Origin of the sequence: Psychrobacillus sp. AK 1817 (genome assembly GCF_008807035.1) — a bacterium.
GTDB classification, from domain to species: domain Bacteria; phylum Bacillota; class Bacilli; order Bacillales_A; family Planococcaceae; genus Psychrobacillus; species Psychrobacillus faecigallinarum.
The window spans coordinates 2,752,496-2,766,278 of sequence record NZ_CP031739.1; the positions used below are offsets into that span (position 1 = coordinate 2,752,496).

Sequence of the window (13,783 nt, forward strand, 5' to 3'; positions counted from 1 at the left end):
CGGATAGTTTATCTTTGAAATACCAATTAACAAAAAGCTTTGGGAAAGGGTGTTATAAATTAAATAAACATTAGTGAAATACTAATGTTTATTTAATTTCACCCTTTTTTATGCTTTAAGTTGATTGGTATTTTTTTGTTTTGTATATTTCGAATAGTCAGAAGGTGAGGTGCGGAATGTCAAGATATATGAGGAAGTCTTGATTGATTGTAGGATAACTTTAAAGAATGAGAAAGAAATAATTTTGATAAAAAGAATGATATAGATTTTAGAAAAAATATCATTTATTAATTTTAGGGATAGAGGTGAGTTATGTCAAAACGTAAACGTTCAACGTCCACTGAAAAAAAGATGAAAGACCGTCGCGGACAAGGATTAGGTGCAGATTATAAGCCTTGGATAGTTATTCAAGATCTAGGCTCACTAGGACGCTCAACGCGTTTAAAAGGTTATAAGATACCGAGACAATTCGAGTTCCTCTCAGATTTGGAAAGAAACTACTTTTACTTATTGGAATATTCAGATGAAGTTGTTGATATTCGCGAACAGTATCCTTTACTTCCTCTTGGAGAAACACTTAATATCGCAGATGAATTAGGCTTAAAGCATCCTACTAATCCTAAAACCAATGAACCTATTGAAATAACTACGGATTTTCTTATAACGACCTTAAACGATGGACAGCATGAACATGTAGCTCGCACTTTAAAATATAAGAATGACTTAATGAATGAACGTATACTCGAAAAGTTTGAAATTGAACGTGTTTATTGGGAAAGACAAAGTGTTGATTGGGGAATTGTAACAGAATTAGAGGTACCTAAAACAATGGCTCATAATATAGCTTTTGTACATAGGTATACGGACTTATCGATGTTGGAGGGCTTTGAGGAATGTAGCACATACGATATTGAAGATATGAGTATTTATTTTCTTCAAGTTCTATTAGCTGAGGAAAAGACTGTTAAGCAAATTGCAAAAGAGTTGGAAAACGCTTTTGGAATGGTAGTTGGATGCGGTCTATCCATTTTTAAATATCTTGTAATGACTAAAGTAATTGAAATTGACTTAAGTGAAAAGTTAGATGTGACTAAAATTCTAAGCATAAAAGCAGTTCGAACAGACTTTTCTGAGAAGGTGAATGCAATATGATTTTTTACAATCAAGTATACCAGTACACTGATAAAGAAGAAAAAAATCGTATTCGCGTGATTGAAATAGATAGTGATGTTACTTATTTCGTAGAACTTCATGGTGTTACATCAATGCCTAAAAGAGCAACTACTATGGAATTAGAAGCAGAAATACAAAGTGATATATTATTGCATATTCCAGATCCATTTGCTAAAAATTACTCAGATAAGGATTTAACAGAAAAGCAAATTCAAAAACGCGATGAAGATTGGAGTATTGTATCTGAAGGCTGGGCTAATTTAAAAGATGAATTATTAAATAAAAAAGTGAGAGATCAAGCTTTTAATAAGCTGGCGTACCGATATAATACTTCCAAAATAAAGGTTAAACGTGTCCTTACCCGTTTCTGGCAACGTGGATTAAATAAGAATGCTTTATTACCTGATTATATGTATTCAGGAGGAAAAGGGAAAGAAAGGAATCTTACTACAGATGCTAAAGTAGGCCGCCCTAGAAAGTATCTGTCATTAGAAAATGGTATTAATATTACTGCAGAAATAAAAAAACAATTTAAATATGTCATCAATAAGTATTATCGGAAAAAAGAACAGCCTTCTCTTACGGATACTTATAATTATTTATTGAGAGAATTCTATGCTGATAAGTATTATGAGTATAATGTCCTGAAATACAATGTATGGGATGCTTCACGAATTCCTACCTACGATCAGTTTTACTATTGGTTTAAAAAATTTGAGGATCCTCAATTAGATATTCAGCTAAGGCATAGTTCGAAAGAGTTTGAATTAAAGCACCGTCCACTCTTAAGTAACTCAACACTTGAAACGGATGGTCCGGGAACACGCTTTCAAATTGATGCAACGATTGCAGATGTGTATTTAATTAGTTCATTTGATCGTTCTTTAATTATAGGACGTCCCATAGTTTATGGGGTGATTGATGTGTACTCACGAATGATTACAGGTATATATGTTGGGCTAGAAGGACCGTCTTGGCTGGGGGCAATGATGGCTTTAGATAACATGGTAATGAATAAAGTTGAGTTTTGTAATAAGTACGATATACCAATCAAAGAATCAGAATGGCCAGCTAATCATCTACCAGAGATTATTATAGCTGATCGAGGAGAATTTGAGGGTTATTCGGTAGAGAACTTGATCAATAACTTAAATGTAAAAATTGAAAATACCTCTCCTTATCGTGGAGATCTAAAAGGAATTATAGAACGATACTTCCGTACAATGAATGGCAAAATAAAACGTATGGCCCCCGGAGCAATACAGAAAGAATATCGTGAACGAGGCGACGATGATTATCGTCATGATGCAACTCTAAACCTAATTGAATTCACGAGAATCATTATTCGTCTTGTGATAGAACATAACAAGAAAATTATTGATAACTATCCATTAGAAACAGAAATGATTTCGGATAGATTAAAAGCTACGCCTAGTAACTTATGGTATTGGGGTATTGAAAATAAAAAAGGTCGACTTCAAACTGTTACTAACCAGAGTGTGCTTAGGCTGAATTTATTACCTAAAGGAAATGCTAAAATAACCCGAGAAGGCATTAAGTTCAAGGGACTTTCTTATGGAGCTGAAAGAGCATTGAATGAACAATGGTATCTAAAATATAGAAAAAAAAGTATCGAAATCGTCTATGATCCAAGGAATATGGATCAATTATATATTCCCCACACAGATGGATATAATTTTGATACATGTTATTTATTAGACACGAGTGAACAATTTAATGGAACCTTTTTTGAAGAGATTCAGTTTTTTCAAGAACTACGTGAAGAATTAAAAAAAGAAGAAACAATTAACCAGGTGGAAAATACAATTAATTCAGATGCAGAAATTGAAGCTATCATTAATAAAGCAGTAGCTGATAAGGAAAGTACTGTACCCAATAATTTAAGTAAATCAGAAACAATTAAAAATATTCGGGTAAACCGACAGGCAGAAAAAAATATGAACAGAAATAATGAGAAGTTTGATTTAGTAGATAAAGTAAACGAGCAAGTAGTCGAATTCACTTCAAAAACTTCGAAAAGTGAAGCGTTACCACAGAAGTCGAACTCACGTCTAATGGAAAAATTAAAGAAGAAGAGAGATGAAGAGTTTGAAAAAGGCAACTAACACTGTCCTTAAGGGAGATTTAGAGGATGCAAATTATATAAAACAAGCTTTATCAGAGTATAACAACAACCCCTTCATTGAAGCTCTTCCACCGATTTTCAATGAGGATGATGTACTAGAACGATTTATGGTAACCCCACGTATTACTGAGCAAGATAAACTAAGTGAGAGGAATATTCGCTATCATGTGTTAAAAAGAGTAAAGAATTTCATTCAGCCCTTGCCGATACATTTTGAAGTAGAGAGACGACTTTCAACTTTAATTCGAAGAGGTTACTTAGCTAGAAATCCATTAGATAAAAGCTTCTTAGAACGCATTAGAGTGTTACATCAATTGCGTGAGGATGAAGATGAAGCTCATAAGTATATTGATGAGCGTTTGAATTATATTCGTTCGACTGCAGATAGTTTGTCAATTATTGGTATTTCAGGTATTGGTAAAACAACAGCAATTGAACGATTATTACTAATGTATTCTCAAGTCATTAAGCATGAAACGTATGAAGGACAACCTTTTAATCGTACTCAAATTGTTTGGCTTAAAATAGATTGTCCTTATGATGGTAGTCTTTCTACATTGTGCAAAAGTTTTTTTAAGGCGATTGATGATTTACTGGGAACACGTTATTTAGAGAAATATGGCTACTTAAGTCGAGTTACGTCAACCATGCTTCTTCATATGACATCATTAGCAAGTATGTATGGGATTGGTGTGCTAGTGATAGATGAAATTCAGCACCTTTTGTATTCAAAAAATGACCAAGAGGAAATGTTAAACTTTATAGTTACATTATCAAATACGGTAGGAATTCCAACAGTGTTGATTGGTACGTCAAAAGCTCAAAAATTGTTTAAAGGTAACTTCCGTCAAGCTCGTCGAGCAGCAAGTGAAGGTTCCATTATTTGGGACCGTATGGCTGAGGATAGTGAAGAATGGGATTTTTTCTTGGAAACATTGTGGGAACTAGAATGTCTAATTACACGTTCTGAAATCACTGATGAGGTGAAAAAGACATTTTATGACGAATGCCAAGGAATAACCTCTGTTGCTGTATGCCTATTTATTTTAGCTCAGGAACGAGCTATGTTTGATGATGATAATGTTAATGAAATTATTGATTCTAAAGTGCTTAAAAAGACAGCTAAAGAAGATATGCAAATTATCCAACCTATGATGAAAGCAATTCGTACCAACAATTTAAAAGACATGATGAAATACGAAGATATCATGATTAATTTAGATGAACTGATGATCAATCATAAGCATGATACGGTGCTTGAAGGGAAGATTCGAAAAGGATTTGCTGAACGCCAAAATACACTAGATTATAAAAGACGAGATATGACTGAAAATTTGAGTGTGGAAATCTCTGCATTAGGAATTTTTGATAGTTTAAATGTAAATGATATAAGAACTCTAATAACAAAAATTGTTGAGAATAACCCGATTAATATGGAATTTAATTTATTAAAAACGGATGCTATTCAACAGGCTATTACACTAAACCAACAAAAGAAAATGAAAAAAGAGCCTAGGGTGAAAAAGCTACAATTATTGCCATTGTTAGCATTAAGAACAAAAGCATTAGAAAAAAAGAATCATCCGTATGAAGCGTTGCAAAGAGCCGGATATATTAAAAATCCATTAAATGAATTCTACAGTTAATTAACTGAATTATAAAATTTTATTGGCGAGCTGTTTAAAAACTTAGTTAAATCGACATTATATTTATAATTTCGAATAAAAACTAGGGGAAATTAAGATGCTACCATTTTTCACAAACCCATATCCAGATGAGTTGATTTATTCTGCGATTGCACGTTATCACTTTTATTCTGGCAATATTGATTTTAAAGATACGTTAGAAGAAGTGTTTCTAAGCCGCTCAGTGATTCCAAGCGTGGAAATAGGAAGTCAATTTACGACATTAGCCCAGCAACTTGGTTCTAATTATTCTGCTGAAAGACTAATAGCAAATCATACAATCTATCCATATTATTCCTTGTTTCTTTCAAAACAGCGTCAGATAGAAATCATGAACGATATAAAGGGTAATGGGCAAGGATTATATACGAGATTAGGTCTTGTTGCAGGAAGCATTTGTAAGAAGGATGGACTCTATTATTGTAATGAATGTGCAAAGCAAGATGTTGATCAATATGGAGAGCCATATATTCATCGAGAGCACCAACTGCAAGGTATCGGTTACTGCAGTCACCATGAAATAATGTTAAAAAAATATCCTGTTGATTCCAACAAGCAAAGCAGAATCGAATTTATCCGATTTGAGCTGGAGTACATGGATTTGTCGCCTATTAATGAAGTAGATGAATTTGCAAAGATACAAATTACATTAGCAAAAATGGCGTATCAGCTTTTAAAAGTGCCACTGAATCAATCAAATAGAGAAAATATATCTTTAAAATATAGAGCATTTTTACGGCGAATAAACTTAGTCACAGCTTCAAATCGTGTAAGACAGAGCAATTTGCATGAAGTGTTCCAAGCAAAAGTACCTAAAGGATTTTTAGAAAAATCTGAATCAGCAATTGATGAAAGTAGTGAATACAATTGGTTGAAGGTACTTACTCGTAATATGAAGCGGCATGTGCATCCGTTCCGTCACTTACTCATGATGCTTTTCTTAGAGGTGGATATATCGAGCTTAATAAAGAGTGGTAACGATATAGGTCCATTTGGTAAAGGGCCATGGCCTTGTTTAAATAAGGCTGCAATACATTACAAACAACCTGTCGTTACTGGTATAGAGATAACGAGAGATTTCAAATCGAAAAGTCCAATAGGGACATTCACTTGTTCTTGTGGCTTTATTTTTGCTAGAAAAGGTCCGGATAGGATAGACGAAGATCGATATCGAATAGGTCATGTGAAAGTATTTGGGCATGTATGGCAAAAAAGGCTACAAGAACTATCAAAACAAAGCTTAAGTATTCGAGCAATTACGAGAGAACTTAATGTTGATTCTAAGACTGTGAAAAAATATTTAAAGGATTTTAATGAAGTGATAGTTAAAGTAAAAGCAAAAGATTTAGCCTTAATTGATCAATACCGAGTAGAGATAGATGAAGGTATAAAGAAACTTCAAGATTTAAATCGAACACAAATACGCAGGCAGTTCCCAAAGCAGTATATACATTTATATAGAAATGATAAGGAATGGCTATTTGAACATCTACCACTAAAGAAAAAGCAAAATGAAACAACCAAAATAGTTGATTGGGCAGAGCGTGATAAAGAATATTACTACAAAATTAAGCAATTACACTCAGAATTAGTGCAATCTAAGAAGCCGATCCGAATTACAAAATCAATCATTGGGAGGAGAATAGGTATACTTGCGAATTTAGAGAGAAATTTAGATAAACTACCTCGTACAGGAAAATTACTACAAAGTATTGTTGAATCTGTTCGAGACTTTCGAATTCGTCGTTGCTACAAGATAATTGATAAGATGTTTGAACAAAATGAATCAGTTTTACTTTGGCAAGTACAAAGAGATGGTGGAGTAAGATTTTCGGCTTTTTTTGAAATAAAAGGAGAGTTAGAAAGTTATATTCAGAAAAAGATGTTGGAATAAGATTTTTTATAGAGGATGAATGGATATTTATATTTAATAATTAAGTTATTTGGGGGTGATTAAGATTCTTACATTTTTTACTGATCCATATAAAGATGAATTGCTCTATTCATCAATAGCCCGTTATCATTTCTATAGTGGTAACATTAATTTAAAGGATACTTTAGAAGAATTATTTAGAAGTCGAACAGTGGGTGCGAGTGTTTTATTTGGTAGTAGGTTTACAATATTAGCTGAACAACTGGGGAGAAATTATTCAGTCGAGAGCTTGCTTAATAATCATACAATTTACCCATATTATGCACTATTTATTTCGGTTCAGCGTCAACAAGAAGTAATATCTAAAGTTAAAGGTAAAGCTAATGGGCTATATTGGAGCCTTGGAATGGCGGCAGGAATTTTAAGAAGAGACGGTCTCTATTATTGCTCATTGTGTGCGAATGTAGATATTGAAAAATATGGGGAGCCTCATATTCATCGTGAACATCAATTGCAAGGAATTGAATATTGCGCACACCATGAGACTAAATTGAAGAAATATGTATGTGAACTAAGAACGGTTAGTACATTTGCTTATATTCGGTTTGATGAGAAAATAATGGATTTATCAGTCTCACAAAGAATTGTACATAATGAATTTTCTATGGTTGAAATAAAATTAGCAAAGATGGCATATCAATTGTTTCTAGTTCCTTTTGGAAAATTTTCTAGAGAAAACATTGTACTTAAATATCGAGCTCTATTAAGAGGAAGAAATTTAATGACTCTTAAAAATAAAGTAAGAAAAGTGGAATTACACAGAGCTTTTTCAATTAAATTTCCAAAAGGTTTTTTAGATAAATACGAATCGTCAATTATTAATGAAAGTCCTAATTGGCTAAATGTAATAACATCCAATGAAGGTAAAAATGTTCATCCCTTTCGACATTTACTACTGATATTTTTTTTAGGCCAAGACATTGACTCATTTTTAGAAATCAAACCAGACCAAGGACCATTTGGACCAGGACCATGGCCGTGCCTTAATAAAGCTTCGAAACACTTCGAGCGAAATGTAGTGAATAAACTATTTATTAAAAGTGATAGAACTGCCCAACCTATTGGCGAATTCTCTTGTTCATGTGGATTTATTTACGTTCGAACAGGACCTGATAAAACAGCTAACGATAAATATCGAATAAGATATATTAAAGTTTATGGCGAGAGTTGGCATGCTGAGATTCATAAGTTACACAATAATGGTTTAAGTATAAATGCTATAGCAAAACAACTTGGAGTTTCTAAGGATATTATTAGTAGACAACTAAGAGGTATTAGTAAATCTAAATCTAAATCTAAAGATAAAATTAAATCAGTGAGTAAAGAGGAGTTAATCAAGAAATACCGTAAAGAATTACTTGAAGTTATGAAACAAATCCCAAACTATTCTAGGACAGAGTTGTCAAAGAAATATAAAAAGATTTATAGTTATTTATTCAAAAATGATAAAGTTTGGCTTATTGGACACCTTCCCAAGAAACGAAAAATAATATCTTGTAAAACGTTTGATTGGAAAGCCAGGGATGAGGATTACTACGAGAAAATAAAAATTCTTCACAAAGACCTATTAGATCTAGATAAATTAGTAAGAATTACAAGAACATTTATTGGCAAGAGACTGGGAATTATAAGTAGCTTAGTAAGATCAGATACGGAAATAAAACTGCCACGTACAAATCAATTATTAAGTGAAATAGTCGAGTCTGTTCAAGATTTTCAGTATAGGAGATGTATAAAAATTTTAGATGAGTTTATAGAAGAAGATGAACCGTTTGGAATTTGGAAAGTACAAAAAAAAGGTGGAGTACATCCGCGTCATTTTATCGAGATAAAAACTAAATTAGAAGAGTACATAGAAAGAAAAAAGGATGAAAATTATTGATTTACCGCCTTTATCAAAGCATCTTCGTATACTTCTCGACCCTTATGTTTCCGATTCACCTGAAGGGATAATTACCCGTAGTATGAGGAATTACTTAAAAATAGCGCCTCTATTGTAAAGGAATGAACAATAGAGGGGCTATTTTTCATGCTTATTTTAGAACTTTTTGTAAGGAAGAAAATATTTCGGAAGACGAATATTCAACTAAAGCACCCATTAGAAAATTGGTAGGTTGCTTCATTATAAAAAAAATCCTTCATGGTCGTATCAAACATTATAGGTTCACACTCAAATAACGAAAGTAAATCATTTTCCTCTGGAAATCCCTGCACTTGTAATCATCCCTTTCTACTTTTTTTAACACTTTTCATATTAAACTAAACTGCTTCTTTAGTTCAATAAGGAAAAAGGCTTTACTCCTTCTTGAAGTAAAGCACCCGTTAGTTTAAGTACATTCCTTCACAAACTTTTTTATTCACTCTTGCAAATAATGGATCTTTATAAGTGTTTTTATTTATAAAACAAAGGATTATCAAATTATATTATAGAATAATGTAAAAGAGGTGTGTCTCTTCCCATGAAAGGATAGTGTGAGTGCTAATGATAAATGAAGAATGGAAAGAAGCCTATGGTCAGTATGACATTCCAAACGAAATTCACCTTTTGCATCAATTAGAAAATGAATTAAGGAACGAAGGACTATCACTTAGTCAAATTGCTTTTCAACCAATTAATCTATTCGATCCATATTCGATTACCCCTCCTGATTTGATTCCTTTTGCTAGTACTGGTGGCGATGGTATTCATTTCGGTTTTTTAACAGATTTTCATTCAGTTTCGAATTTAAGCGAAGCACCAATCGTATGTGTTTCGCCAACCAATGATCCTCCCCTGCGATATATGGCACGAAACATTCGAGAGTTTTTAAACTTAGTCTATTCTGTTCCTTATGCTGAAATGCTCGAAACCATGTGGAACTACGATGATGAAAAACAAGTAATTGGACTGGTAAAGGAATTCGAGAAATACACCTCAAGTAATTGGGAGGAAAATCGTAAGTCTATACTAACGCGTTATCAGCAAGTTTTTGGAACGAAGAAATTGGAGGTATTGAGCTATTTCCATGAAGTGAAAAAAGACAGGGCTGAATCCATCCATATGACTACATTGGATGGACTTGGGGTCCTTTGTGCAAAACCATCTATACAATCAAAACAGCACTTCAATTTCCCTCAAAATCGCAATTGCGATGAATCGGAAGTGGTGAAGATGAAATCTTTTTTGGATCAATCTAATGAATTGGAAAAACTTGCATTTGTTCGTGACGCGAATTATTGGTACATCGTGACGTCAGGTTACCATGAAGCAGTCTGGGAATTGATCCTAGAATTACTGACATCATTGAAGCTAAAAGATGAAGTGGAACGTGTTTCTGAAAGGTGCTAAGCACATTAAGAATCGTAAATATTGAGACATTATTACCTATGATAAAAAGCCTGAGAAAACTTCAGGCTTTTTACTTTAAATAATAAACCAAAAAGGTAATTCGTTATTCAACTAAACTGTTGCTTTAGTTCAATAAGAAAAAAAGCTTTACTCCTTCTTGAAGTAAAGCACCCGTTAGTTGAAGATGCTATTTTTTATTTCTCATTAAATTACTTCCATTTACATCTGTTGAAAAACCAAATTTCTCGTAGTACGGAACCAACCTATCTGGACAGTAAAGTTCTACTCTTTCTACATCTCTAACTTGAGGATGTTCCAAAATACTGTTCATCAAAATAGTTCCTATACCATTATTTCTGTAATTCTCTTTAGCAATAACATCAAATATAAACGCTCTATAAAGAGTATCTGAAATCACCCTTGCAAACCCTATCAATTCTCCTGTTTTATCATTAACCAAACCAATTACTACGCTGCTGTTATCTAGCAACTTCCTAATTTCAGAAAGTTGACGTTTCTGTGTCCACCATTCGTTTTTAAATAAGCTATGCAATTCTTCTAATTGGTTTTCATTGAATTCCTCGATTACCTTATAATCATCCATACTGCTTCATTTCTCCTTGTATTAAAAATTTATTTACACCTTAAAACATTCGTTACTCACAATCACTTTTCCTTCATCAGAGTTTAATAAGGAAATTTTTTTATTAAACTAACCTGCTTCGTTAGTTTAAGTGTAACATTTCACAATACATATCTGAGAACAACTTAATGTTTTTGACATAAAAATAGGCCATCGAAATGATGGCCATATTTTGCTAAAGCACCCGTTAGTTGAAGAAGAACAATTTCATTATCCATATCCAAATCCTTTATAATGAGATTCATTCACCCATCTTAACTGTCCACTTTTTACGGAGATTGTATCTTTGTGTAAGTGTAACCTCTCTATTTGAAATCCACTTTAATTCCCCTAGTTTTTGAACAAATGATAATTCATGAGGTCTATCTTTAAATAGTAATTCACTTTTTATCATCTCATTTGACTTTCGTTCTCTAATAATCATAGAAATAGTAATGAAGTCAATATCATGCTGGCAAAAAATTTCTGCTTTATGTTTTCTATCTGGAGAGGATTTCTGCTTCAAAGAGAATTCATTAACATAGTTTCTATCAATTATTTCTTTTGAGACTCGATTAAAAAGACTAATATCCCAAGAAAATTCATTTGCTATCAGTAATATTCCTTCGTTAATTTTTTCTAATATAACCTTTTTCTTCTCAATATTAGAAAACTCCCGATAACAATTAAAATCTAATAATACATATACCTCTGTAAATCCTTCCGTAGTTTTAGGTACAATACTATGCATAGCTAAATCAGTTACACATCTAATCATTATTTTTTTTGTTTTTTCTGTCTTAAAATTTCCTAATAAATCTAGATATAACGCTGCAATACATCTTACTTCATCACCAAACTTAACTTTATTTTCTTTCCAATTTTTCTCAAAATCTAGTCTTACTGCTTCTTCTTCAGTTAAATTGTGATTGGACATCATATTATGGATATATTCATAATTTTTTTGATATGGTAAATCTAGACCTATGTCTCTCAAATACATTAGAATTACCTTCTTTCGTTATGTATAGCGTCATTTCTTATTAAACTAACCTGTGCGTTAGTGAAAAAGCGTTTCCAGTAGTTCAATCTCTAGTTAAAGAATTTTTTATATAAATATATAATTATTCCACATATACAAGCTATCCCTACTAATGAAAAGACAAAGAAAAAGGGGGAAATAACCATACCGAATGCTACTTCATTTTGAAGATAGTCTACACTCTCCCATTCACTTGATATATCTGGCTTATAAAATTTTGTTTTTATATAACCAATTCCAATCGTGCAAACTAAATAAACTAAATAAATTATTACAGAAGCTATAAATGCTTTCATCACTAATTTCATTTATACACCTCCCTATAATTGAACATAATAATTCTAATTTGCTACTTCAATAAGAAAAAGCTACCCTTACAGGCAGCCACTTATTTAACTAATCAACCATTACTCCCCAACCATCCGTGTAACCATCATAAGGTTTACTTAATTCATCAAGTTGTTTTTGTATATTCACAATATCTTCATGATTTAAAAGCATCTTTACAAAACAATAACAAGTGTACTCTTCAGTATCTTCATCTTGTTCTAATTCACAATTAAACCCATTATCGCCTAATTCTTTTAGAACAGATTCACCACTCTCTTTATCTGGAACTGCCACAAAAAAATCTACATTTTGAAGCTGTTTAAAATCAACACCATCCTTATAAAGCATTTTTAATACCTGTCCATCTTCATCTTTAGGGAATTTTCTAGGAAATAGATTCATTTATTATTGTCTCCTTTATTCTTACCGTAGGTTCTTCTTATTTCCCATTTTAACAATATATTACTGTACCTAAAATAGTATTATTTCCCAATTTATTATTCAACTAACCTGCTTCGTTAGTCAAAATACGCCATATGTCTATAATTCTATTAAGTTGGCAATAATCCTTTTAATATTACTATTTTAGGGGGAATAAAATTGTTACTGTCAAAAGCATGGGCTTCGTTTGAAGCAGATAAGCGAATAGAGGGCTTCTCGCCACAAACGTTGAAGGCCTACCAGTTACAGTCTTTGCTACTAATTGGTTATTTTAAAGATGTAGAGATGGCATTGCTGGATACAAATCAACTAAAGGAGTATCTGGCTGTATCCGGTAAGCATTTAAAACCAGCCAGTCTTGCACATCGTATTCGCTTTATGAAATCATTTTTTCGTTGGTCTCATGAAGAAGGATACCTTAGTAAGAATCCAACTTCCAAAATTAAAGAACCCAAAGTAGGGAAGCGGATACCTAAGTATTTAACAGAACGGGAAATCGAACACCTTCGTGAATCCTGTCATTCCCCAATGGAAAAAGCTATTTTTGAATTCATGTTTTCTACCGGTTGTAGAATTGGAGAAATAGTTTCGTTAGAAAAGAACCATATTAATTGGTCCAATCAATCGGCGATCGTTCGAGGTAAAGGTGATAAGGAAAGGGAGGTATATTTTAATACACGTTGTGACATATGGCTTAAACGTTATTTAGAAAGTCGGAATGACCACAATCCAGCCATCTTTGTTACAGCAAGACAGCCACATAAAATGAGTGTCTCCCAAATGAGATATATCATCAAGCGGATCTCCAATCGTGCGGAAATTAATAAAGAAATTCATCCACACCAACTTAGGCACAGCTACGCAACTCATTTGATGAATAATGGAGCTCCTATTGAAGTCATACAAAGTCTTATGGGGCATGAGAAGAGTGAAACCACCAAAATCTATGCTCAGCTAAGCGGAAGGTTAAGAAAAGAGTATTATCAGAAGTACTTTTAAATGCAAAAGGAGCAACGTCTTAAAGGACGTTGCTCTAATTGACTAAAGCACCCATTGCGGGCATCCCCCCCTCTATGATACGAC

The 13,783-nt window shown here is 32.8% G+C and carries 11 protein-coding genes; 7 read left to right on the top strand and 4 right to left on the bottom strand.

Going from position 1 to position 13,783, the window contains the following annotated elements:
• Positions 1–312 precede the first annotated feature (312 nt).
• The 6 genes from D0S48_RS13775 to D0S48_RS13800 all read left to right on the top strand — a co-directional run bounded on the left by D0S48_RS13775 (position 313) and on the right by D0S48_RS13800 (position 10,265).
• Entirely contained in the window at positions 313–1,152 is an 840-nt protein-coding gene (locus D0S48_RS13775; protein ID WP_144541089.1) for a TnsA endonuclease N-terminal domain-containing protein, read from the top strand.
• Positions 1,149–3,299, top strand: coding sequence for a Mu transposase C-terminal domain-containing protein (locus D0S48_RS13780; protein ID WP_151112168.1), 2,151 nt, complete (start codon positions 1,149–1,151; stop codon positions 3,297–3,299). The genes D0S48_RS13775 and D0S48_RS13780 overlap by 4 nt, the downstream gene beginning before the upstream one ends.
• Positions 3,274–4,965: an ATP-binding protein gene (locus tag D0S48_RS13785; protein ID WP_144541091.1), complete on the top strand. Its 1,692-nt coding sequence runs from the start codon at positions 3,274–3,276 to the stop codon at positions 4,963–4,965. Before D0S48_RS13780 ends, D0S48_RS13785 begins: the two co-directional genes overlap by 26 nt.
• 97 nt (positions 4,966–5,062) lie before the next feature.
• Positions 5,063–6,898, top strand: coding sequence for a TnsD family Tn7-like transposition protein (locus D0S48_RS13790; RefSeq protein ID WP_144541093.1), 1,836 nt, complete (start codon positions 5,063–5,065; stop codon positions 6,896–6,898).
• Positions 6,899–6,953: 55 nt separating this feature from the next.
• Entirely contained in the window at positions 6,954–8,819 is a 1,866-nt protein-coding gene (locus D0S48_RS13795) for a TnsD family Tn7-like transposition protein (protein WP_225321624.1), read from the top strand.
• Between the two features lie 594 nt (positions 8,820–9,413).
• Positions 9,414–10,265 (top strand): hypothetical protein, encoded by an 852-nt coding sequence (locus D0S48_RS13800; RefSeq protein ID WP_151112170.1) that lies wholly within the window; start codon positions 9,414–9,416, stop codon positions 10,263–10,265.
• Between the two features lie 187 nt (positions 10,266–10,452).
• Here the strand turns inward: D0S48_RS13800 and D0S48_RS13805 are convergent, their stop codons facing one another.
• The 4 genes from D0S48_RS13805 to D0S48_RS13820 all read right to left on the bottom strand — a co-directional run bounded on the left by D0S48_RS13805 (position 10,453) and on the right by D0S48_RS13820 (position 12,661).
• Complete coding sequence (locus D0S48_RS13805; RefSeq protein WP_151112172.1) at positions 10,453–10,869, bottom strand: GNAT family N-acetyltransferase; 417 nt, start codon at positions 10,867–10,869, stop codon at positions 10,453–10,455.
• A 280-nt stretch (positions 10,870–11,149) separates the two neighbouring features.
• The gene (locus tag D0S48_RS13810; protein ID WP_144541097.1) at positions 11,150–11,890 is read right to left on the bottom strand and encodes a hypothetical protein; all 741 of its coding nucleotides are present in this window, start codon (positions 11,888–11,890) and stop codon (positions 11,150–11,152) included.
• An 89-nt stretch (positions 11,891–11,979) separates the two neighbouring features.
• Complete coding sequence (locus D0S48_RS13815) at positions 11,980–12,237, bottom strand: hypothetical protein (RefSeq protein WP_144541099.1); 258 nt, start codon at positions 12,235–12,237, stop codon at positions 11,980–11,982.
• Positions 12,238–12,325: 88 nt separating this feature from the next.
• Positions 12,326–12,661, bottom strand: coding sequence for a ribonuclease E inhibitor RraB (locus tag D0S48_RS13820; RefSeq protein ID WP_144541101.1), 336 nt, complete (start codon positions 12,659–12,661; stop codon positions 12,326–12,328).
• A gap of 198 nt (positions 12,662–12,859) precedes the next feature.
• Between D0S48_RS13820 and xerA the strand changes: the two genes are divergently transcribed.
• Positions 12,860–13,699, top strand: a complete 840-nt coding sequence (xerA, locus tag D0S48_RS13825; protein WP_144541103.1) for a site-specific tyrosine recombinase/integron integrase — start codon at positions 12,860–12,862, stop codon at positions 13,697–13,699.
• Positions 13,700–13,783 lie beyond the last annotated feature (84 nt).